We start from the raw sequence: 22,510 nt of genomic DNA, 5'->3' as shown, positions 1-22,510 counted from the left end.
TGGGGCATGATTGGCGCCAAACGGGCGACCGTACAAAACGGCACCTCAACGAGAGATTGCGGGAGAGGATCATGGCAGGCGTGCCCATGGACCAGCGTGAAGGCTGGATCTGGTTTGATGGCGAGTTCAAACCCTGGAAAGACGCAAAGATTCACGTGCTGACGCATGGGCTGCACTATGCCAGCTCGGTGTTTGAGGGTGAGCGCGCCTATGGCGGGGAAATCTTCAAGTCGCGCGAGCATGCCGAGAGGCTGATCCGGTCGGCCAAGACACTCGACATGCCCATGCCGTGGTCGGTCGAGCAGATCGAGGAAGCCAAGCGCGAAGTGCTGGCGAAAAATGGCCTGGTCGATGCCTATGTGCGTCCCGTGGCCTGGCGCGGCTCGGAAGAGCTGAGCGTTCCCGCCCGCAACAACACAGTGCACCTGGCGATCGCCGCCTGGGTGTGGCCGAGCTATTTCTCGGTCGAGGAAAAGCTCAAGGGCATCCGGCTCGAATGGAGCAAGTGGAAGCGCCCGAGCCCCGAGACCATTCCGTCCTCGGCCAAGGCCGCCGGCCTCTACATGATCTGCACCCTCTCCAAGGATGCGGCGATGGCCAATGGCTATGCCGATTCGATGATGCTGGACTATCGCGGCTACGTGGCGGAAGCCACCGGCGCCAATGTGTTCTTCATCAAGGGCAAGGACATCACCACGCCGACGCCCGACTGCTTCCTCAACGGCATTACGCGGCAGACGCTGATCGAGCTGGCCAAGCGCAATGGCTATACGGTGACCGAACGGCACATGATGCCTGAGGAACTGAGCCAATTCGACGAGTGCTTCCTGACTGGTACGGCAGCCGAGGTTACGCCTGTCAGCGAGATCGGGGATTATAAATTTACGCCGGGCGAAGGGTGCCGCACGCTGATCGACGCGTATAGCGCCGAAGTGCAGCCCAAGCGGGTCGCGGCAGAATAAGCGGAATCAATATTTGAGAAAGCCGGGCCAAGTGCCCGGCTTTTTTTGTTTATTCCGCTATTCCCAGCGCGCCTTGGCGTCGTCGTCCTCGGCTTTGGCCTCGACCCAGTGCGTTCCCTTGGGGCCGGTCTCCTGTTTCCAGAAGGGTGCGTCGGTCTTGAGGTAGTCCATCAGGAACTCGGCGCCCCTGAAGGCGGCCTCGCGGTGGGGCGATAGCGTCATGACCTGGACGATGGGTTCGCCCGGGGCCAGCGTGCCGTAGCGGTGGATCACCGTCACCGCGAGCAGGCCGAAGCGGGTGGTGGCCTGCTCGACGATAGCGGTCAGCTGATTGATCGCCAGCTCGGGATAGCAATCCAGCGTCAGCGCGGTGATCGGGTCATCGGGCACGGAGCGCACCACGCCGGTGAAGGTCACGGCAGCGCCCGCGCCCTTGCCGGCGGCGAGGAAGGCGTTGGTCTCGGCGCCGGGGTCGAAGCTGGCGGTCTCTACGCGGACGGTCATCTCAGCCACCGGTCATCGGCGGGAACAGCGCCACCACACTGGCGCCGGCAATGGGGGTGTCATGGTTCACCAGTTTGGCGTCGATCGCTGCCTTGATTAGGGCGCGTTTTTCGACGGCGATGGCAAAGGCCTCGTCGCGACCCGCGAGCCAGTCGATCAGGTCGCCCACGGTGGCGACTTCGGGTGGTGGAGACACCTCCTCCTCACCACGATTGAGGCGTTCGCGCAGCCAGGCGAAATAGAGAATCTTCATGGCTGGTCCGCCACGAGGTGGGGCCAGCTGGCACGCAGATATTGCCAGCCCGTCCACAGGGTCAGCGCGCCGGCGACCCAGAGCACTATGTCGCTGGCGAGGCCCAGGCCGGGGACGATGCGTTCGAGCAGGACGATGGCGAGAGCGATCAGTTGCAGCGTGGTCTTCCATTTGGCCAACCAGCTTACCGGCAGCACGACCTGGGTATTGCCGAGGAATTCGCGCAAGCCGGGGATGAAGAATTCGCGGAACAGGATGGTGCAGGCCGGGATCATGTCCCAGCCGGAGAAGCTGCCGTCCCAAGCCAGCGCCGCGATGAGAATGCCGACCAGCAGTTTGTCGGCGATGGGGTCGAGCATGCGGCCGAGCGGGGAATACTGGTTCCAGGCGCGGGCGAGATAGCCGTCGAGCCAGTCGCTGGCGGCGGCGACGACGTAAATGATCAAAGCCACCAGCCGCAGGATGATATCACCATGCATCACCAGCCAGACGATGGGGATGATCGCCAGAATTCGGGCGATGGTGATGAGATTTGGAACGAGGAGAAGCGGGTTTCTGGCCATGGGGGGAGAGAACAGGAACGGGGGTGGGGGGTCAACCCACCTCTTCCCTCTCCCCTTGTGGGAGAGGGTGCCCGAAGGGCGGGTGAGGGGGCCTTTGCGGCGATCGTAGCCCCCTCATCCGGCGCTGCGCGCCACCTTCTCCCACGAGGGGAGAAGGTGAGCCGGTGGTTGGGGCGCAATCATGCCACGGCCTGGTTTGTCGCGGCCCGGCGTTCGGTGACGGACTCGGCCAGTGCCTCCAGCGCGGTTACCGTCGTGTCCCAGTCGATGCAGCCGTCGGTGATGGATTGGCCGTAGGTGAGCTCACGGCCCTCGACGAGGTCCTGGCGGCCGGCGACGAGGTTGGATTCGATCATGACGCCGATGATGCGGCGGTCGCCGGCGGCCATCTGGGCGCCGATATCGGCGAGGACCAGGGGCTGGTTTTCCGGATTCTTGCTCGAATTGGCGTGGCTGGCGTCGACCATGATGACCGGCGGCAGGCCGGATTTTTCGGCGGTTGCCGCGGCGGCATCGATGCTGGCGGCGTCGTAATTGGTGGTCTTGCCGCCGCGCAGGATGATGTGGCAGTCCTCGTTGCCGGTGGTGGCCGCGATGGCGGAGCGGCCGTCCTTGGTCACGGCGAGGAAATGGTGCGGCTGGCTGGCCGAACTTACCGCGTCGAGCGCGATCTTCACATTGCCGTCAGTGCCGTTCTTGAAGCCGACGGGACAGGAGAGGCCCGAGGCCAGCTCGCGGTGGATCTGGCTTTCTGTGGTGCGGGCACCGATGGCGGCCCAGCTGACGAGGTCGGCGATGTATTGCGGGGTGGTCATGTCGAGGAATTCGCAGGCCGCGGGCAGGCCGAGATTGGCGATGTCGAGCAGCAGGGCACGCGCAGTGTGGAGCCCATTGTCGATGTCGAAGCTGCCATCGAGATTGGGGTCGTTGATCAGGCCCTTCCAGCCGACTGTGGTGCGGGGCTTTTCGAAATAGACACGCATGATGATCTCGAGCCGGTCGCCCAGGGATGCGCGCAGCGCGACGAGGCGCCTGGCATAGTCCAGCGCCGCGGCGGGATCGTGAATGGAGCAGGGGCCGACGACGACAGCGAGGCGGTCGTCATTGCCGGCCAGGATATTGTGGAAGGCGTGGCGGGCACTGAGCACGGTGCGGGTGGCGGCGTCGGTGCGCGGATGCTGGCGCATCACCTCGATCGGGGTGGTCAGCGGCTTGATGGCAGTGATGCGAAGGTCGTCGGTGGACTTGAGCACTTGGTGGTCTCCTCGGGAATTCTGTCTGGAGGCGGCCAACAAAAAAGCCGCCTCGTTGGGGGGCGGCTGGCTTCGGGTTTGGTCGTATCTTTGAAAGATCAGATCAAGCGCGCGGTAGCCTCCGCCGGGAGCGGATAGCTAAACCAAAACGAAACGGTGGCGACGGAACGGATCATGGCGGGATGTGTAGCGCGGTATTTTGATGTTGTCGACTCTGACTTTGGTAGGGGCGTGCGGAAACGGCGCCTGGAGCGCGGTTGTCCTGTGGTCGGTGTCGCTCAGCCTGTCGGGAGAGCGGTGATGGCGAGGTAAAAACGAGCGTAGGTAGAGGCTTAGCCCCCGCGTGCTTCTCCTATAGCCAGCCGCTCTTGCGCAGCCGGTAGAAAAGCGTGCTGCAGATAATAGCGACGGCACCCAGGACGACGAGGTAGCCGTACTCCCATTTGAGCTCCGGCATGACCTCGAAATTCATGCCGTAAATGCCGGCGATGGCGGTGGGGACGGCGAGGATGGCGGCCCAGGCGGCGAGGCGGCGGGCGATGTGGGTCTGCTGCACCTGGCCAGCCATCATGCTGGCTTCGAAGGCGAAGGCCAGCACTTCGCGCAGGGCATCGATCTCATCCTGGACGCGATGAATGTGGTCGGTGACGTCGCGGAACAGCGGCTGCATGGAAACTTCGATCGGGCGGACCTCGACACGCTGCACCCGGCGGCAGACGTCGACCAGGGCCGAGGCGGCATTGCGCAGGCGCAGCAGGTCACGGCGAAGCACGTAGAGCCGCTGAACATCACCCTGGCTGAGCTCGCCGGCAAACACCTTGTCTTCCACCGCCTCGACCTCGGTATTCACCATTTCGAGGACGGGCATGTAGTTGTCGACGATGAAATCGAGCAAGGCGTAGAGGATGTAGTCCTCGCCATGGGAGAGCACGGTGGGACAGGACTCGGCGCGCTGGCGCACCGGAGCGTAGGAGGTGGAGGCGCCGTGGCGGACGGAGACGATGTAGCCGCGGCCCACGAAGATATGGGTTTCGCCAAAGCTGATGCGACCATCCAGCATGTGGGCGGTGCGGGCGACGATGAAGACGCAATCGCCATATTGCTCCAGCTTGGGACGCTGGTGGGCCTTGCCGGCATCCTCGATGGCGAGGTCGTGGAGGCCGAACTGGACCTGAACGCGCGCCAGGAGCTCGGGACTTGGTTCGAGCAGCCCAATCCAGACGACATGGCCTGGCCGCTTGGTCCAGGCGCCGGCTTCGTCGACCGCGATATCGGCGAGGCGCTGGCCACCGGCATAGACGCTGGCTGCCACGACGCCTTCCTCGGCCTTGGGCTGGCTTGCATCTTCGGTGACGACCGCATGGAGCATCTTGGCCTCCCTATACGCGGGAGCCATGAGTTTACGGCGTTTCCCTATAGCTTGCCAGCCTAGTCCGCACCGTTGAAGTGATCGTAAATGGGCTGGGCCATGGCGCTGGAAATTGTTGGGAAGGCCCTCCGGCATCAAATCACACCACCGGAGCGATTTGTCCCTTCGGGCCGGTGTGACGGGTGACACCGCGTTGAGTAAACTGCAGTGTTGGCCGCAGCGCGAAGACCCTTCTGCCTTACCCCGGCATGCCGAAACCGTGCAGTTGCTGGATGGTGATTTCGCCTTCCCATTCGGGCCAATGATGGCGATGGAGGTCGGCGAAGCGTTGGGTCCAGGAGACGATTTCAGCTTCTGTGGGCAGGTCGTAGATGGCGTAGCCGCCGATGAGCTCCTTGGCTTCGGCGAAGGGGCCGTCGGTCACGATCTGCTTGTTTCGAACCTTGACGGTGGCGGTATCGGACATGCCGCCGGTTTCCACCAATCCGGCGCCGGCCTCCATGCCCAGTTCGATGATCGCCTGCATCAATGCGGGCGGTGGCCGGCCGGCTTCGGCAGCATTGGTGGTGTGGACGAAGGTGATGAACTTCATTGGTCTTCTCCTGGTGCGTTCATCACCCCGACGAACGGGGGCGACAGGTTTCGACTAGCCGCGGTTGAAGTGGTCGTAGATCAGTTGCGCCATGGCGCTGGAAATAGTGGGGACGGCCTGGAGGTCGGCGAGGGAGGCGCGGCCGACGGCCTTGGCTGAGCCGAAGTGGTTGAGCAGAGCGCGCTTGCGGGTGGGGCCGATACCTTCGATCTCGTCGAGGGGGTTCTTGACCTGGTCCTTCTTGCGCTTGGCGCGATGGGTGCCGATGGCGAAGCGGTGGGCCTCGTCGCGCAGGCGCTGCACGTAGTAGAGCACGGGGTCACGATGGGGCAGCATGAAGGCCTCACGGCCCTCCATGAAGAATTTCTCGCGGCCGGCATCGCGTTCCTCGCCCTTGGCGATGCCGATGAAGGTCACCTCCTTGGGCAGGTTGAGCGCGGCGATGACTTCGCGCACCGCGTTGAGCTGGCCGGCGCCGCCGTCGATGAACACCACGTCGGGCCAATCGGGCATGCCGCTGGCTTCATCCTCGGCGTCATCGTCGCTCTCATTGGCGAGGCGGGTGAAGCGGCGGGTCAGCACCTCGCGCATCATGCCGAAATCGTCGCCGGCAGCGATGTCGGATTTGATATTGAAAGTGCGGTAGAACTTCTTGGCGAAGCCTTCCTCGCCGGCCACCACCATGGCGCCGACCATGTTGGTGCCCGAAATGTGGGAGTTGTCGTAGGTCTCGATGCGGCGTGGCACCTGTTCGAGGCCGAATGTTTCGGCGACCCCTTCGAGCAGGGTGCGATTGGTGGCGCCTTCGGCGAGCTGCCGGCCCAGCGCCTCGCGGGCATTGTTGAGGGCGTGGTTGACCAGATCGCGTTTCTCGCCGCGCTTGGGCTGCTCGATATAGACGCGGCGGCCGGCGCGGCTGGAAAGGGCCTCCTCCATCAGGTCGTGTTCGGCCAGCTCGTGGCTGATCAGCACGAGGCGCGCGGGCGTGCGGTTTTCGTAGAACTGGCCGATAAAGGCTTCGAGCACTTCGGCATCGGAGAGGCTGGCGTCGGCGCGCGGGCGATAGGGGTAGTTGCCCCAATTCTGGAAGGCGCGGAAGAAGAAGACCTGCACGCAGAACTGGCCACCCTCGTGATGGATGGCGAAGACGTCGGCTTCCTCGACCGTCTTGGCGGTGCCGTCGCCCTGGGACTGGACGAGGGCCAGGGCGGAAAGGCGATCACGGAGCAGGGCGGCGCGTTCGAAATCGAGCTGTTCGGCGGCCTGGTTCATGTCGCGCTGCAAATGGTCGCGCACGCCCTGCGACTTGCCGGAGAGAAACTGGCGGGCATCTTCAACCAGCTCGGCATAGCCTTCGAGGCTGATCTCGCGGGTGCAGGGGGCGGCGCAGCGCTTGATCTGGAATTGCAGGCAGGGGCGGGTGCGGGCGGCGTAGAAACTGTCCGAGCAATTGCGGAGGAGGAAGGCCTTCTGCAGGCTGGCAATGGTGCGGCCCACGGCGGTGGCCGAGGCGAAGGGGCCGAAATAATGGCCCTGCCGCCGGCGGGTGCCGCGATGCTTGGTGAGTTCGGGGGCCTCATGGTCGGTGGCGATGAGGATATAGGGGAAGCTCTTGTCGTCGCGCAGCAGCACGTTGAAGCGCGGTTTGAGCCGCTTGATCATGTTGGCTTCAAGCAGCAGTGCTTCGGACTCGGTCTCGGTGCGCACGAATTCCATGCTGACCGTGGAGGCGATCATGCGCTGCAGGCGCACTTCCAGCGCCTCGGGCCGCGTATAGTTGGTAACGCGGGCCTTGAGGTTGCGGGCCTTGCCCACATACATGACCTCACCCTGCGCATCGAGCATGCGATAGACGCCCGGCGCGGCGGGCAGGGTGCGCACGAAGGCGCGGATGACTTCGTGGCCGCTGGGCGGGGATGTGACGTCGTCGGTCATGAGCGTGGGGTCGGCTTGCTCTTGGGCAGATATTCGAGATGCTCGCCGCCATCGAGGGCGAGCATCTGGCCGGTCATGGCGGGCGTGTTGAGCAACATTATGACGCCGTCAGCAATTGCATCGGGCCCGGCATGGCGCTGCAGCGGCAGGGCCGCGACGGAGCGCTCGAACTCGGCCTGGCTCTGCCGGCTATGGGGCAGGACCGGGCCCGGGCCGATGGCATTGACCCGGATGGAAGGGGCCAGCGACTGGGCGAGAGTGCGGGTGGCGGTCCACAGCACCGACTTGGACAGGCTGTAGCTGAAATAGGCCGGGGTCGGATGCAGCACGCGCTCGTCGACCAGGTTGACGATATTGCCGTCGACGCCATCTGGGAGCTGGGCGGCGAAGTCGCGGGCCAGGAAAATCGGGGCCTCGGCGTGAATGGCGAAATGCTGGTCCCACTGTTTTTCGTCGACATCGCGGGCGCTGTCGGGATCGAACAGGGAGGCATTGTTGACCAGTACGGTCAGCGGCCCGAAATAGCTGGCGGCCTTGCCGACCAGGGCGGCGCGCTGCGGGCGCCTGGCGAGGTCGGCCTTGATGATCTCGGCCTGGCCGCCATTGGCGCGGATGGCAGCGCGCACGGCGCGGGCACCCTCGGCATTGGAGCGGTAGTGGACGATCACCGCATGGCCGGCGCGGGCCAGCGCCAGGGCAATGGCTGCGCCGATCCGGTCGCTGGCCCCGGTGACGAGAGCGACAGGCGGAGACGGCGGTGGAGAAGCGAAACGATTCGACATGATGGGACCTTGTGGCCGGACCATAGGCCGCTTTGGCGGCGTTCTTCAATGCCGGGAACCCCGGATTTACAGGCTCCTGCTGACAGGTTCGGACAGCAGGCTTGTCCTTTTGTTGCACAAAATTCAGGCGTAGACTCGCTGTGTCGCCGCAAGGCCGACGGCCAGCGGCATCCATGAGGGGGACTCAAATGGAAGTCATCGTGCCTATTCTCGTGCAGCTGGTTGCCGGCGGCGTCGGCGGCAACATCATTGCACAACTCGCCAAATCTCTCAGTCTCGGGACGGTCGGCAATTCGATTGTCGGTGCGGTCGGCGGCATAGCCGGCACCTGGCTGGCCGGGATGATTCCGGGCCTCGATGGGCTGGTGGGTGCGACTGCGGGCGCGGCCGGCGCGGCTGGTGGCCTCGATTTCGGCGCGCTTGCGGGGCAGGGCGTGACAGGCCTGGTCAGCGGCGGCATTTTGACGGCCATTGCCGGCCTCATCAAGTCGAGCATGGCCAAAGCCTGAGCTTTGCGATAGCGCTTCCTGGCGCCCCGGCACCCAGAAGGGTCGGGGCGTTTTCATGTCCAGCCGATTGCATAGAAAATGTCCTCCCCCATTGCCGACACCCGTACCGACAATATCGGCCGGGCCATTGTCCTGACCCTCATCACCATCGGCGTATTTGGCGTGCAAGACGCGATTTCCAAGGTGCTGGTGCAGACCTATTCGCCTTTCCAGATCACCATGATGCGCTATTGGGGCTTCGCTGCCTTCTCGCTGGTGCTGGTGATGCGGCAGGCGCCGCTGCGCCAGGCGCTGAATTCAAAGGTGCCGATGTGGCAGGTGCTGCGCGGCGTGCTGCTGATGGCCGACATCTGGTTCTTCGCGCTGGCGCTGCAGACTGTCCCGCTGGGGGAGCTGCAGGCTATAACCGTGGTCTATCCGCTGCTGGTGACGCTATTTGCCATTCCGATTCTGGGCGAGAAGGTGGGCATCTTCCGCTTCGCGGCGGTCGCCGTGGGTTTCCTCGGCGCGCTGGTGATCGTGCGGCCAGGCGGGTTGCCGCTGGATTGGGGCGTGCTGTTCGCGCTCAGTTCGGCGACGCTCTACGCGATCTATATCGTCATCACCCGCAAGGTCAGCCAGTATGACAGCGCGGCCACCAGCATGACCTATGCCGCCATTATCGGGCTGGTGCTGTCGGGCGTGGTCGGGGTGTTCTTCTGGCAGCCGATGGGCTGGGGCGATTTCCTGATGGTAGTCACCATCATGGGCACGACCTGTGCAGGGCATGGGTTGATGGTCCTTGCCCTCTCCATGGCGCCGGCCAGCGTGGTGCAGCCGTTCAACTATTTCTCGCTGCCCTGGGCGATCGTGCTGAGCGCAGTGGTGTTCAACCACTGGATCGACCCGATTTCGCTGGTCGGCGCCGCCATTATCGTTGCGGCGGGGCTGGTGGTCATGGCGCGGGAGCGGATCAAGCGCGTGCGGGTGATTGCCGATCCGCGACTGCCGGGGCAGGAATAAGACTGCGCAGAGCTACGCCCGGGTGATGGAGCTTTTTCACATCACCCCGGCGTTGAGGGTCACAGGACGACTTTGGCATTTTCGCCGATCCTGGGCGAACGGCCGGTCACTGCCGCGGTGAGCATCGACAAGGTGGTGACGATGCGGCCGGGGCTGTCCCATAGTTCGGCATCGTGCGGCACAAGCTTGATGACGCGGATGGCCGGGTCTTCCGGGCTGTCCCACCGTGCCTTGGCGAAGGGCGTCCAGAGCTCCTTGATCCTGGCGCGGTCATTGGAGACGGTGGCCTTGCCGGAAAGCGCGACATATCTGGCGTGCTTGTGATCGGCGAAACTGACGCTGACCCAGGGATATTCTGAGACCTGCTCGTCCTTCTGGCCATTCACGTCGGTGAGGAAATAGATGGCGCCCTCGTCCTTTTCGACGGTGGCAGCGAGCGGGCGGGCGCGCTGTTGCTTGCCGTCCCAGGTGACGAACATGGCAATGCCGATGCGCCTGGCGAGTTCCCAGATGCGCTCGACGTGCTCGTCATGTTCCTTGCCGGTCATGCTGGAATCGCGGGACTGGCGATTGGCGGGTTGGGCGGCGGCCGGCTTGGCGGCTGGCTTGGCAGCGGGTGGCTTGGCGAGCTTTGGGGCTTTGGCCCTGGCCGTCGCGGCTTTGGCGGCCGGCTTGGTGCTGGCGGCCTTGGCGCTGGTAGCTTTGGGCGCTACGCGCCGGGCTGGTTTCTTGTCGTCGGTGGTTGCGGCGGTGGCCATGATGCAAATCCTTCTTCTGGTTGTTGAGACAACGAACCAGAGAGGAGCGGGTTGCGCCGGGCAGGCAAACGCCGCCCCGAAGGGCGGCGCTCATGTGGCCTAATTGCCGATGCAGAAGTAGCCGTTGGGGCCGTTGAAGCAGACGCTGCCTCCGCTATCACCACCGTAATAGGGCCAGGGCTGGGGACGCGGCGGCCGCGGATACCAGTGTGGCGGGCGCGGCGGACGCGGGCTCCAGTGTGGCGGGCGATCCCAATCGTCATCCCAACCACTGCGACGGCTGAGATAATTGGCCGAAACCCAGCCATCGGGGCCGCGCTTTTCCACGAAGCACCAGCTGCCGCGGCAGTGCTGAACATCGACCCGTTCACCGCGGCGCAGCGTATCGACGCGGCTGTAGTAGGTGCCGGGACCCGATCGCACATTGACGTTGCCGGTCGCGAATGCCGGGGCCGCAAAGGCCGTTGCCGTCGTCGCGAGAAGCGCCAGAGCTGCGAGGCCACCAGCGATGAGTTTCTTGCTCAAAGCCATAGTAGATCTCCTTTGCCTGTTAGGCAGTAGATGCCTGTAGGTACAGAAGACGCCTTTGCCTATGAACCCTGGCTGAACGGTCCAGTCAGGTTTCGATCAGAGCCGCAGCAGCTCCACGAAACGCTTGAGGCGCTCGCCGAGTTTCTTGCGGCTTTTGGGCTTGATCTCGCCCATCAGGGCTTCTTCGAGCTGGGTCCAGTGATCGGCCAGGCCGTTGCGAATGCGGACGCCGCGCTCGGTCAGCGCCACGCCGGGGGCCAGCTCCGGGCCGACAGCCTGGCGGGTCACCAGACCGCGGTCGAGCAGCCGGGTCAGGCGGATGGTGAGGGCGACTTCGTCCAATCCCAGTTCGGCCGCCAGCTCGATCTCGGTGGTCCCGGCCCGACCCAGCTCGAACAGGATGGCGTCGTCGCCGGGCTCGAGGCCTCGCTCGAGCAGGGGCTGCAGCAGCGCCTTGTGCGCGAGCTGTCCGGCTTCGATGAGCCGGTAGAGTGTGGAACGGGATGAAGGTCTGGACATGAGCGGGAAAATAGTCCGAACTCCTTGGGCACGTCGATTGGGCTTCCCATCCTATCGTTAATCGGGGAACGACCAAGACCAGTTATTGTTCGTCTCATGCAGATGAGTTATGCGTCCATTACGCCGCTAGAGCCTTATGCGATTTGACTAAATCAAATCGCCGGCTCCAGGTTTTGGGTCGCAAGGTTGTTCGCGAAAAGCCGGTTCCCACCTTTTCGCACCTTACTCAGGTGAACGGAGCGCCATGACGCAGGACCTCGCCCGTATTCGCGCTTTCGTCCAGGTCTTTGATTCCGGTGGGTTTTCGGCTGCCGCGCGGCAGCACGGGCGTTCCAAGGCGCTGCTCAGCAAATATGTCACCGACCTCGAGGATTACCTTGGCGTGCGGCTGATGAACCGTACTACGCGCAAGCTCAGCCTCACCGAGGCGGGCGAGGCCTATTATCGCGAGGCCAGTGCGCTGCTGCAGCAGCTCGACGATCTCGACGCGACGATCACCGATCAGACGGCCGAGCCGCGCGGCCTGCTGCGGGTCTCGGCGCCGCGCAATTTCGGCGAGACGACGCTGGCACCGGCCATCTACGAATATCTCAGGAAGCACCCCAAGGTGACGCTCGACCTGCGGCTGGAGGATCGCTATGTCGATCTCGTCGACGAGGGTATCGACGTGGCGCTGCGGATATCGACGCTGGCCGATTCATCGCTGATCGCGCGCAAGATCGCCGACATGCATGTGGTCGTTGGCGCCGCGCCGGAACTGCTCAAGCAGCATGGCACGCCCAAGCACCCCGAGGATCTGCGGCATCTGCCCTGCATTGTCGACGTCAATCTGCAGGGACAATCGAACTGGCGTTTCATCGAAGATGGCAAGACCATATCGGTGCCGGTCAACGGACCGTTGCGGGTCAATTCTCCGTTAGCGGCGCGCAAGGCAGCAATAATGGGCCTCGGATTTGTCGTATTGCCCTCCTATCTGGCGGAACCGGCAGTGGCCAGCGGCGAACTCATTCCGGTGCTGGCCGATTTCCTGCCGACTGGCCAGACGCTGCAGGCGGTCTATCCGCATCGGCGGCATCTGGCAGGCAAGGTGCGGGCGCTGATCGACCATCTGGTCGAATGGTTCCAGGTTCATCCCATTCACTAGATTACGCTGGGGCACGACTTGAATATTCGCAGCATGGGACGGCGGCTGGCTGCCGGGGCATTTGGTCTGCTCGGCCTGACAGCACCAGCACTGGCGCATCCGCATATTCTGATCGACGCCAAGGTTGCGGTGGTGTTTGACGCCAATGGCGCTGTCGCGGGGCTGCGGCATTACTGGACCTTCGATACGGCTTTCTCGGCCTGGATGATCCAGGGGCTCGACACCAATGGCGACCGGGAGACCAGCCCGGACGAGCTGCAATCGCTGGCCGACGAGAACATGACCGGCCTGGCCGATTATGGCTTTTACACCTATGCGGGGGAGGGTGAGGCGCTGATGGCGTTTGCCCCGTCCGGCGACCAACGCATGGTCTATGAAGACGGCCGGACGACGCTGACCTATTCGGTGGCTGCCACCGAACCCCTGCAGGTTACCAGTCGCTTCGAGCTGGCGGTCTATGACCCCGAATATTATGTGGCGATCAGCTTTGCCGATGTGAGCGATGTGACGCTGGAGAATGCGCCGGCTGGTTGTCGCGCCGTGCTCGATCCGCCCAGGCCGATGGACCCGGCGGTGGAAGAGCGGCTCTATGCGCTGGGGCCGGAAGTGTTGGAACTGCCGCCCGACCTGGCCGCCGCCATGCGCGGCACGCAGGGGCTGGTCGCTGTCACCTGCGATGGCAAAGCTGCCGCGGCGCCGGTCACGGCGGTGGATGCTGTGACGCAGGTTGCGGAGGCCAGGCCCAGCCTGCCGTTTGGCGGGCCACCGGCAGAGCCCGGCCTCAACCTGCCGCGCAGCGGTTTCTTCGGCTGGCTGCAGGACCAGCAACGCAGCTTCTATGGTGCGATGACCACCTCGCTCGACGCGCTGCGCACCGACTGGACGGCGTTCTGGGTGCTGGGTGGGCTGAGCTTCCTCTATGGCGTGTTCCATGCCGCGGGGCCCGGCCACGGCAAGGTGGTGATCTCGTCCTATATGCTGGCCAATGAAACGCAGTTGCGGCGCGGCGTGACGCTGAGCGTGCTGTCGGCGCTTCTGCAATCGCTGGTCGCGGTGGTTTTCGTGCTGATCGCGGCAGGGCTGCTGGGCATGACCAGTGTGGCCATGGGCGATGCCGCCAACTGGATCGGCATTGCCTCCTATGGGCTGGTGGCGCTGCTGGGCCTGTGGCTGGTGGCGCGCAAGGTATTCGGCTGGGGCCATGGCCACCATAACCATGATCTCGCACACAAGGCGCACGAGCATCTGCATGCGGACGAGCATGACCACCATGACCATGGGCACGAACATCCGCACGATCACGCCGATCATGACCATGCACATGACGAGCATCTGCATGTGGTGCCACCGCAGGCCACCACCGGCAGTCTGCGGGAGCAGTTGAGCGTGGTGCTGGCGGTGGGGTTGCGACCCTGCTCGGGCGCACTGGTGGTGCTGGTCTTCGCGTTGTCGCAGGGGCTGCTGCCGGCGGGTATCGCGGCAGTGTTCCTGATGGGCGCGGGGACGGCGATCACCGTGGCGGCACTGGCGACGATCGCGGTGACGGCCAAGGGTTTGGCAAGTCGTGTCGGGGGTGTGGACAATCCGCTGACGGCGGCAATCGTCTGGTGGGTGGAACTTCTGGCTGCGGTGGCGGTGCTTGCCTTCGGCGTGCTGTTGCTGATCGCCAGCCTCTAGATCACCGGAGCATGCGCGACCCATCGCCGCCTTGCGGATGATGGGGGAGGCGCTATGGTGCGGCCAGCCTAGAACCACTCCAAACTGGCGATCCATGTCCGATCATCTGCCGCCCAACCATCCTGTCGTCACGGCGCCCAAGATCGGCGTGCTGCTGCTCAATCTGGGAACGCCCGACGCCACCGATTACTGGAGCGTACGGCGTTATCTCAAGGAATTCCTCAGCGATCCGCGCGTCATCGAGACGCCGAAATGGCTATGGTGGCCCCTGCTGAACCTAGTGATCCTTTCGGTACGGCCGCAAAAGAGCGGTCACGCCTATGCGCAGATCTGGGACAAGCAGGAGAATGCCAGCCCGCTGCTGGTGATCACGCGGCGGCAGACGGCGGCGCTGGCCGAGCGGCTGGCCGGGCATGACGACATCATGGTCGATTTCGCCATGCGCTACGGCAATCCCTCGACGCAGAGCGTGCTGGAGAAAATGCATGCGGCAGGGTGCCGGAAAATCCTGTTGGTGCCGCTCTATCCGCAGAATTCGGCGACGACGACTGCCACAGCCAATGACAAGGCCTTCGACGTGCTCAAGACCATGCGCTGGCAGCCGGCGGTGCGTACGGCGCCGGCCTATTTCGAAGACCCGAAGTATATCGAGACACTGGGCAACTCGATCCGTGATGGCGTGGCGGCGCTGGATTTCGAGCCCGATGTGGTGATCACCAGCTATCACGGCATGCCGGTGACCTATCTCGAGCGCGGCGATGTCTATCATTGCCAGTGCCACAAGACGACGCGACTGGTGCGCGAATATCTAGGTTGGCCCAAGGAAAAGCTGATGGTGACGTTCCAGTCGCGCTTCGGCCCGACCAAGTGGCTGGAGCCCTATACGGACAAGACGCTGGAAGCGCTGCCGGGCAAGGGGATCAAGAAGGTCGCCATCCTGGCGCCGGCCTTTTCGGCCGATTGCATCGAGACGCTGGAAGAAATCGCCATGGGGGGCAGGGAGACGTTCATGGAGGCAGGGGGGGAGAAGTTCGCCTATATCCCGTGCCTCAATGACAGCCCGGCGGGCATGGACATGATCGAGGCGATGGTTCGGCGGGAATTGGCTGGCTGGGTCTGACTTACCTCGCCCCTCTGGGAGAGGTCGGCGGCGCAGCCGACGGGGGAGGGGTCTTTCCTACGCGCCTCACCCGGTAAAGACCCCTCACCCGACCCTTCGGGTCGACCTCTCCCCGGAGGGGCGAGGTAAGGAAGAGTCAGCTCAGTTTGCCGCCGTCGATGATGGCTTTGACTTCGACTTCCACCGTGTCGAGCAGGCGGTTGATGACCGTGACGGCCAGTTCGGCGTCGGCGGCGAGGATGGCGTCGGCGAGTTCACGGTGGATGGGGAAGGATTCGAGGCCGAAATTGTCGGCGGCGAAGGGCGAGGTGCCGCCACGTTCCAGCGCGTGGTCGAGATTGACCAGCAATTGTCCATACATCGGATTGCCGGAGGCGTCGTAGATGGCGCCGTGGAAGGCATGGTCGGCCTTGCGCCAGGGGCGGCCGGCATTGACCTCGATCAGCAGCAGGTCGCAAAGCTCGGAAATCTGCCGGCGCTGGCTGGCGGTGGCGTTGATCGTCGCCTTGCGCACCACGTCGTTTTCGAGCGTGCGGCGGATTTCCATCAGGCGGAGCAGGGCTTCGCCTTCGAGCCGCACCATGGTGGGCACGAGGCCGCGCGAGGTCTGGACGCGTGCGGAGAGATAGGTGCCGTCGCCGCGGCGGCGGCGGATGATGCCGAGGCCTTCCCAGCGGTTGAGGGCCTCGCGAATGGTTGAGCGGCCGACGCCGAGTGTGGCAGCCAGCGAGATTTCGGGCGGCAGGCGATCGCCGATCTTGAGGCCGGAGCGCTCGACCATGTCGGCCAGCGCGTCGAGCACCGCGACCCCCCTGGTGCGGGTTTCGAGCGGCTCAAGATAGCTCAATGCCCCTTGTCTCACTGCGCCATATCCTCCGGGAGCGGTTCGCCGAACCGCGCCAATATCCGTGCCATGCAATCGATACGACACACATCACAGTTCGCGCCGTTTGTCAGCCTCGCTATGAAACCCGGCGCTCTGCGGCGCCCTTGAGATGCAGCAGATCGGTCAAGGCGTCGATCAGCAGGTCCATCTGCGGCTTGGAATTGTAGCCCTGCACCGAGAGGCGGACAATGCAGGTGTCCTGCCATTTGAAGACGGGGATCTCGATGCTGTATTTGTCGAGCAAGGCATCCTTGATGGCGTCCACATCGCATTCGGGGACCGGCATGGCCACCATTTGCGGGGCGCAGAATTCGGGCGCGCTGAGCGGGGCGAGGCCGGTCAGTTCGCCCAGGCGCCGGGCGGTGTCCTGCGCCAAAGCGTGGCAATGGGCCTGGACGCTGGTCCAGTCGTTGTCGCGGCGATAATCGAGGGCGGCGGGGACGGTGAGCCAGGGCGCGGGGTCGCGGGTGCCCTGCATTTCGAGTTCGTCGATGAAGGGGGAATTGCCGAAAGCGCCCTTGGCGCCGGGTTGCTTGGAGTCAGCAGTCCAGCCGTGGCTGATGACCAGAGGATTGATCAGGCCCTGGACTTCGGGGCGGGCGTGGAGGAAGGCGGAGCCCTTGGGGGCCATCATCCATTTGTGGCAATTGCCGGAATAGAAATCGGCGCCGAGGGCATCGAGTTCGAGCTTGATATGGCCGGGCGTGTGAGCGCCGTCGATGACGCTCCAGATGCCGCGTTTGCGGGCTTCGGCGATGGACCGCTCGATGGGAAACAGCAACGCGGTCGGCGAGGTGATGTGGCTGAGGAACAGGACCTTGGTGCGGTCGGTCATACCCGCGATGATGGTGTCGGTGAACTGCGCCTCGGTGGTGAGCGGCATGGGGATGTTGACGACGACGATCTCGGCGCCGGTGCGGCGGGCGACATAGGCCCAGGTCTTTTCCAGGGCGGAGTATTCGTGATCGGTGGTGAGGATCTGGTCGCCGGGCTTGAGATCGAGCGACTGGGCGACGATGTTGAGGCCGAGCGTGGCATTGGTGAGGCCAACGATGTTCTCGGGCACGGTGCCCAGCTCGGCAGCCAGCGCGATGCGGGGCACGCGCATGGTTTCGGTGAGGTTGCGGCCGAGGAACTCCACCGGCTGGCACTCGAGTTCGAGCTGCCAGTTCTGGTAGGCGGCGAAGACCGGGCGAGGGCAGGCGCCGAACGAGCCGTGGTTGAGGAAGACGACGTCCTCGCGAATGAGGAACTGCCGGGCGAGATTTTCGGACACTTCAGCGGCCTTTCAAAGTCGGGTCGAGGGCATCGCGCAAGCCGTCACCGAAGAGCGTTGTCGCCAATACGGTGATGGCGAGCGCGGCTGTCGGGAAGACGGCCATGTGCCAATAGAAAAACATGAAATCGATGCCTTCATTGATCATCTGGCCCCAGGTCGGCGTGGGCGGAGGAACGCCGATGCCGAGGAAGCTGAGGCTGGCTTCGAGCATCATCGCCAGGGGAATGGCGAGCACGAAGCCGACGATGATCGGGGAGATCGAATTGGGGATGAGATGGCGGCGGATGATGTACCAGGGCGAGGCGCCCAGGGCCTGCGCAGCGCGAACAAATTCCTTTTCGCGGAACGCCTTGATCTGGGCGCGGACGAGCAAGCAGACCTGCACCCAGCCGAACAGCGCGGCGATCAGCACGATGGTGAAATAGCCGCCGCGGGTGAGGGCGCCGAGCAGCATGGCCGCGAGCAAAGGCGGGACCACGGAGAAGAGCTCGATGACGCGCATGATGAACCAGTCGGTCCTGCCGCCGAAATAGCCGGCCAGGGCCCCGAGGGGGATGCCGATGACGACGCTGAACAGGGCGGCGGTGAAGCCGATGGTCAGCGAGACGCGGGCGCCATAGACGACGCGGGTATAGAAATCGCGGCCCAGATCGTCGACGCCGAACCAGTGCTGCGCCGAGGGGAAGGCGAGAGCTTCGGTGAGGAAGAGTTGGGCTTCGGGAGGGCTGGGGGTGATCAGCGGGGCGAAGATGGCCATCAGGATGAGAATGGCCAGTACCACGCCGGCGGCGATGGCGGCCTTGTTGCCGATGAAGCGCTGCCAGGCGAACCAGAGCGGGTTGCGCTGACGGTATTTCGGAGCGATGGCGGCGGCTTCCAAGGTCATTGGCCGCCTCCGACGCGGATGCGGGGATTGACGAGGGCATAGACCACGTCGCTGAGCAGATAGGCGATGCAGTACATGAAGGTGATCATCAGCATCAGGGCCATTTCGAGCGGGTAGTCGCGCGTCTCGATGGAGGAGACGAAATAGGCGCCCAGGCCCGGTACGCGGAACATGGCCTCGACGAAGATGGAGCCTGTGGCGGTGCCGATGAACATGGGCAGGAAGACAGTGACCAGCGGGATGGCCGAATTGCGCAGCACATGCTGGAAGACGATGCGGCTTTCGCTGAGGCCCTTGGCACGCAGCACGGTGACGAAGGGGCGGTTGAGGGTGTCGAGCATGGCCGAGCGGGTATAGCGGGCATAGGTGGCCAGCGGGATCAGCGCATAGGCGGTGATCGGCAGGATCCAGCGCTCGGGCTTGCCCCAGCCGCTGGCGGGGAGCCACTGCAGCCAGACTGCAAAGACCAAGATCAGCAGCATGGACGTAACGAAGACCGGGATGGTGAGGCCTAGCGTTGCCAGGGTCGAGGCGAAGTAGTCGATCCAGGTGTTGCGGTTGAGTGCGGCGGCCATGCCGAGCAGGATGCCAAGCGGCGCGCCGATGAGCACGCCGAGGCCGCCAAGCACGAGGCTTGGCAACCAGGCGCGAGAGAGCAGCTGGGTGACGGTTTCGCCGGGGCTCTGATAGGGCACGCCGAAGTCGAACTGCAGCACGCCCCACATGTAGCGGGTGTACTGCACCCAGAGCGGCTGATCGAGGCCGAGCCGGGCCATCAGCTTGTCGCGCACGGCCTGGGACACGGGCATATCATTGCCATCGAATGGGCCGCCGGGAATGGCGTGCATCATGAAGAAGATGATGAGCGAGACGATGAAGAAGGTGACGGCGACCGAGACGAGGCGGCGGAGGATGAAGAGGGTCATGGGGTGGCTCCTCTAGGCATCGGGGCCAAACGCCACCCCCTCCTAGCCTCCCCCGTCAAGGGGGAGGTACGGCTTTGTGGACGACCATAAATGGTGCCACGAGCTGGATCGGCACCTCCCCCATGATGGGGGAGGATGGGAGGGGGTGAACTCAGATGCTGCATTGTATCCTCCCTCATGTCGTCACGATCGCTTCGACCTTGTGGCCGGGGGCGATGGTCACCAGTTGCGGGGTGGCGTTGGGGGCGAGGCCGGTCTGGATGGTGGTGTAGCGAGGGGTCTGCGCCTCGAGGTCGGCGGCGGCGAGGAAAGTGCGCTCTCGCTTGTCGCGGGGGTTGGCGGCCGGGATCGCGTCGAGCAGGGCGCGGGTATAGGGGTGCTGGGGGGACGAGAAGATGCGCTCGGTGGGCGCTTCCTCGACCACGCGGCCGCGATACATGACGACGACGCTGTCGGTGAGGGATTTGACCGTCGAAAGGTCGTGGCTGATGAAGAGGATGGAGAGGCCCATTTCGGCCTGCAGTTCCTTGAGCAGGCCGATGATCTGGGCCTTGACGGTGACGTCGAGGGCGGAGGTTGGTTCGTCGGCGACGAGGACGGATGGGCCCAGGATCAGGGCGCGGGCGATGGCGACGCGCTGCCGCTGGCCGCCGGAGAGCTCGTGTGAATAGCGCGAGCCGAAATTGCGGGGCAGCCCGACGCGTTCGAGCCAGTCGAGGGCTTTCTCCGTCTGCTCGCGGGCCGAACCGACGCCATGAATATGCAGCGGCTCGGCGATGATCTGGCTCAGCGTCATCATCGGATCGAGGGCGGAATAGCTGTCCTGGAAGACGATCTGCATGCGGCGGCGGAAGGATTTGAGTTCGGCCGGGCCGAGGTTGGAGATGTCGGCGCCGTCGACGAGGATCTGGCCGGTGCTGGGCTCGGTGAGGCGCATGGCCATCATGCCGGTGGTGGTCTTGCCGGAGCCGGATTCGCCGACCAGGCCGACGATCTTGTTGCGCGGCAGCACGATGTCGACCGGACGAACGGCGTGGAAGTCGTCATAGGTAGCGAAGAGGCCCTTGCGGCGCTTTATGCGGTAGGCCTTGGCCAGGCCGCGCAGTTCGAGGGCTGGTGCGGCGGCGGTGTCATCACCGCGCGAGGGATCGAAGCTGGTGTTGAGGCTGGCCAGCAGGGCCCTGGTGTAATCGTGCCGGGGTGCGTCGAAAATCTGTTGCACCGGGCCTTCTTCCATCACCTCGCCGCCATACATGACCAAGACGCGGTCGACGGTTTCGGCGATGACGCCGAGGTCGTGGGTGATCATGATCAGGGCCATGCCGAACTCGGCTTGTACCTTCTTGATGAGCTGGAGGATCTGCGCCTGGATGGTGACGTCGAGCGCCGTGGTGGGCTCGTCGGCGATCAGCACCTTGGGGCGGCAGGAGAGGGCCATGGCGATCATGGCGCGCTGCAACATGCCGCCGGAGAGCTGGTGGGGATAGTAGCCGAGGATGTCGCGGGCGTTCTTGATCTCGACGCGGAGCAACAACTGTTCGGCTTCGGCGAGGGCTTCGCGCTGGCTGACCTGGCGGTGCGCGCGGATGGTTTCGGCGATCTGGTGACCGATGGTGAAGACCGGATCGAAGGCGGTCATCGGATCCTGAAAGATCATGGCCGCGGTGCGGCCACGCAGGCGGATGAGGTCTTCTTTGCCGGCTTTCAGAACGTCGATGCCGTCGAGGGTAATCTTTTTGGCGCCGACCCTGGCGGTGGCGGGCAGGAGGCGCAGCAGGGCGCTGCAGCTGACCGACTTGCCGGAACCGGATTCGCCGACAATGCCGAGGCTTTCGCCTTCGTTGACGGAAAAGCTCACGCCGCGGACCGCGTCGACCTGGCCGCCATACTGGCTGAAGCTGACCTTGAGATCTTGGATTTCGACGAGGGGCATGGGCTGGCTGAATTCTCTGGCGGTTTTGCGGTTGTCCTCCCTCCCCCTTGAGGGGAGGGTTGGGGAGGGGGCGATTCAGTGATCCATCGATAGACCCCCATCCTCGATCCCTCCCCTCAAGGGGGAGGGACGGACGACTGAGACGTTTGACACCTACTGCTTGGTCAGGTGGGTGAAGAAGTAATGGCCGAGGCGATCGAGCGAGGTGAAGCCCAAGGTGTTGGGCGTCGAGGCATCGCCGCCGAGTTCGTCGGAGATGACGGCGATGGTGATCGGGTGGACGAGCGGGACGATCGAGGCGTTGTCGATCAGTACCTGTTCGGCCTGAGCATAGAGGTCATAGCGCTCCTCCCAAACGGGGTTGGAGTCGGCGGCGGCGACCAGTTCATCATAAGCATCGATGTGGTGGTCGTGGCGGCCGCCATTGTAGAAGATGCCGTAGAAGTTGGACGGATCGAGGTAGTCGTACTCATAAGGCGCGATGAAGATGTTGTTCTTCTTGGTGCGCAGGCCGTCCATCCACTCGGCGCCAGGGAGGACGCGGATGTTCATGGTGACGCCCAGAACTTCCTTGAACTCGGCTTGGAGGTACTGCGCCATGGCCGGAATGATGGCGCCGTTATAGCCGCCCTCTTCGCGATACCAGATCTCGATTTCCGGAAAACCTTCGCCATTGGCGAAGCCGGCATCGGCCATGAACTGCTTGGCCTTTTCCGGATCGAAGGTGGCCTGAGCGACCACTTCGGGATTGTAGCCAGGATAACCGGGCGGCAGGATCGAACCGGCGGGGATAGCGATATCCTTGAGCACGGTCGAGGTCAGCTCGGCCCGGTCTACCGCATAGTAGAAGGCGCGGCGGACGTTGACGTCGTTGAACGGGGCAGAGTCGAGATCGTAGGAAATATAGGACGTGGCGAAGACGGCGTTCTTGCGGATGCCATCGGGATAGCGCTGGGTCGCCACCGGCACCTGACCGGTATTGAGAAAGGAATAGTCGGCATCGCCGGCGAGGAAGGCGGGCAGCCCGACTTCCGGAGCGCCGAGGGTCGGGTCGACTTCGAGGCGATCGATCTGGGCCTGCCATGGACCGGTATAGGTCTCGGACTTGGTCAGCACGACCGAGTTGT

General features: G+C 64.1%; 23 protein-coding genes. 6 read left to right on the top strand and 17 right to left on the bottom strand.

Annotated features, from left to right (window positions below):
• The first annotated feature begins 71 nt into the window (after positions 1-71).
• Positions 72-962, top strand: coding sequence for a branched-chain amino acid aminotransferase (locus tag V6M52_RS12020; protein ID WP_332688152.1), 891 nt, complete (start codon positions 72-74; stop codon positions 960-962).
• A 57-nt stretch (positions 963-1,019) separates the two neighbouring features.
• Here the strand turns inward: V6M52_RS12020 and V6M52_RS12015 are convergent, their stop codons facing one another.
• From V6M52_RS12015 to V6M52_RS11980, 8 genes are all read right to left on the bottom strand, one after another.
• Complete coding sequence (locus V6M52_RS12015; protein ID WP_332701191.1) at positions 1,020-1,466, bottom strand: molybdenum cofactor biosynthesis protein MoaE; 447 nt, start codon at positions 1,464-1,466, stop codon at positions 1,020-1,022.
• Between the two features lies 1 nt (position 1,467).
• A complete protein-coding gene (gene moaD / locus V6M52_RS12010) occupies positions 1,468-1,719 on the bottom strand; it encodes a molybdopterin converting factor subunit 1 (protein ID WP_332701190.1) in 252 nt (83 codons plus the stop codon).
• On the bottom strand, positions 1,716-2,282 hold the full coding sequence (gene pgsA / locus V6M52_RS12005; protein ID WP_332701189.1) for a CDP-diacylglycerol--glycerol-3-phosphate 3-phosphatidyltransferase: 567 nt from the start codon (positions 2,280-2,282) through the stop codon (positions 1,716-1,718). The genes moaD and pgsA overlap by 4 nt, the downstream gene beginning before the upstream one ends.
• Before the next feature lie 179 nt (positions 2,283-2,461).
• Positions 2,462-3,535, bottom strand: a complete 1,074-nt coding sequence (locus V6M52_RS12000) for a 3-deoxy-7-phosphoheptulonate synthase (RefSeq protein ID WP_332701188.1) — start codon at positions 3,533-3,535, stop codon at positions 2,462-2,464.
• A gap of 352 nt (positions 3,536-3,887) precedes the next feature.
• Positions 3,888-4,904, bottom strand: coding sequence for a magnesium and cobalt transport protein CorA (locus V6M52_RS11995; protein WP_332701187.1), 1,017 nt, complete (start codon positions 4,902-4,904; stop codon positions 3,888-3,890).
• Between the two features lie 238 nt (positions 4,905-5,142).
• Complete coding sequence (locus V6M52_RS11990; RefSeq protein WP_332701186.1) at positions 5,143-5,496, bottom strand: YciI family protein; 354 nt, start codon at positions 5,494-5,496, stop codon at positions 5,143-5,145.
• A gap of 54 nt (positions 5,497-5,550) precedes the next feature.
• Positions 5,551-7,431, bottom strand: coding sequence for an excinuclease ABC subunit UvrC (gene uvrC / locus V6M52_RS11985; RefSeq protein ID WP_332701185.1), 1,881 nt, complete (start codon positions 7,429-7,431; stop codon positions 5,551-5,553).
• Complete coding sequence (locus V6M52_RS11980; RefSeq protein ID WP_332701184.1) at positions 7,428-8,213, bottom strand: SDR family oxidoreductase; 786 nt, start codon at positions 8,211-8,213, stop codon at positions 7,428-7,430. Before V6M52_RS11980 ends, uvrC begins: the two co-directional genes overlap by 4 nt.
• 188 nt (positions 8,214-8,401) lie before the next feature.
• Here V6M52_RS11980 and V6M52_RS11975 point away from each other — a divergent pair, with 188 nt between their 5' ends.
• Both V6M52_RS11975 and V6M52_RS11970 read left to right on the top strand, forming a co-directional pair.
• Positions 8,402-8,722 carry a hypothetical protein gene (locus V6M52_RS11975; RefSeq protein WP_332688862.1) on the top strand — a complete coding sequence of 107 codons (321 nt, stop codon included), beginning with the start codon at positions 8,402-8,404 and terminating at the stop codon, positions 8,720-8,722.
• 78 nt (positions 8,723-8,800) lie between these two features.
• Complete coding sequence (locus tag V6M52_RS11970; RefSeq protein ID WP_332701183.1) at positions 8,801-9,724, top strand: DMT family transporter; 924 nt, start codon at positions 8,801-8,803, stop codon at positions 9,722-9,724.
• Between the two features lie 59 nt (positions 9,725-9,783).
• Here the strand turns inward: V6M52_RS11970 and V6M52_RS11965 are convergent, their stop codons facing one another.
• From V6M52_RS11965 to V6M52_RS11955, 3 genes are all read right to left on the bottom strand, one after another.
• A complete protein-coding gene (locus V6M52_RS11965) occupies positions 9,784-10,482 on the bottom strand; it encodes a pyridoxamine 5'-phosphate oxidase family protein (protein ID WP_332701182.1) in 699 nt (232 codons plus the stop codon).
• A gap of 99 nt (positions 10,483-10,581) precedes the next feature.
• Positions 10,582-11,013, bottom strand: a complete 432-nt coding sequence (locus V6M52_RS11960) for an SH3 domain-containing protein (protein WP_332701181.1) — start codon at positions 11,011-11,013, stop codon at positions 10,582-10,584.
• 96 nt (positions 11,014-11,109) lie between these two features.
• Positions 11,110-11,532, bottom strand: a complete 423-nt coding sequence (locus tag V6M52_RS11955) for a MarR family winged helix-turn-helix transcriptional regulator (protein WP_332701180.1) — start codon at positions 11,530-11,532, stop codon at positions 11,110-11,112.
• A 244-nt stretch (positions 11,533-11,776) separates the two neighbouring features.
• On the opposite strand from V6M52_RS11955, the gene V6M52_RS11950 reads away from it, so the two are divergent.
• The 3 genes from V6M52_RS11950 (at position 11,777) to hemH (ending at position 15,473) form a co-directional block, all read left to right on the top strand.
• Positions 11,777-12,676 carry a LysR family transcriptional regulator gene (locus V6M52_RS11950; protein WP_332688852.1) on the top strand — a complete coding sequence of 300 codons (900 nt, stop codon included), beginning with the start codon at positions 11,777-11,779 and terminating at the stop codon, positions 12,674-12,676.
• Between the two features lie 18 nt (positions 12,677-12,694).
• Positions 12,695-14,353, top strand: coding sequence for a HoxN/HupN/NixA family nickel/cobalt transporter (locus V6M52_RS11945; RefSeq protein WP_332701179.1), 1,659 nt, complete (start codon positions 12,695-12,697; stop codon positions 14,351-14,353).
• A 94-nt stretch (positions 14,354-14,447) separates the two neighbouring features.
• The gene (hemH, locus tag V6M52_RS11940) at positions 14,448-15,473 is read left to right on the top strand and encodes a ferrochelatase (protein WP_332701178.1); all 1,026 of its coding nucleotides are present in this window, start codon (positions 14,448-14,450) and stop codon (positions 15,471-15,473) included.
• A gap of 136 nt (positions 15,474-15,609) precedes the next feature.
• On the opposite strand, the gene V6M52_RS11935 is transcribed toward hemH, so the two are convergent.
• From V6M52_RS11935 to V6M52_RS11910, 6 genes are all read right to left on the bottom strand, one after another.
• Positions 15,610-16,320, bottom strand: a complete 711-nt coding sequence (locus V6M52_RS11935; protein WP_332688846.1) for a FadR/GntR family transcriptional regulator — start codon at positions 16,318-16,320, stop codon at positions 15,610-15,612.
• A gap of 115 nt (positions 16,321-16,435) precedes the next feature.
• Entirely contained in the window at positions 16,436-17,635 is a 1,200-nt protein-coding gene (locus V6M52_RS11930) for an aminotransferase class V-fold PLP-dependent enzyme (protein ID WP_332701177.1), read from the bottom strand.
• A gap of 1 nt (position 17,636) precedes the next feature.
• A complete protein-coding gene (locus tag V6M52_RS11925; RefSeq protein WP_332701176.1) occupies positions 17,637-18,524 on the bottom strand; it encodes an ABC transporter permease in 888 nt (295 codons plus the stop codon).
• On the bottom strand, positions 18,521-19,450 hold the full coding sequence (locus V6M52_RS11920; RefSeq protein ID WP_332701175.1) for an ABC transporter permease: 930 nt from the start codon (positions 19,448-19,450) through the stop codon (positions 18,521-18,523). The genes V6M52_RS11925 and V6M52_RS11920 overlap by 4 nt, the downstream gene beginning before the upstream one ends.
• Positions 19,451-19,625: 175 nt before the next feature.
• On the bottom strand, positions 19,626-21,383 hold the full coding sequence (locus V6M52_RS11915) for an ABC transporter ATP-binding protein (RefSeq protein ID WP_332701174.1): 1,758 nt from the start codon (positions 21,381-21,383) through the stop codon (positions 19,626-19,628).
• Between the two features lie 153 nt (positions 21,384-21,536).
• A partial coding sequence (locus V6M52_RS11910; protein ID WP_332701173.1) for a peptide ABC transporter substrate-binding protein occupies positions 21,537-22,510 on the bottom strand: 974 nt, incomplete at its 5' end.

The organism is Devosia sp., assembly GCF_036676215.1.
Lineage (GTDB): Bacteria > Pseudomonadota > Alphaproteobacteria > Rhizobiales > Devosiaceae > Devosia.
This window is presented reverse-complemented; position numbering and strand designations above follow the sequence as displayed.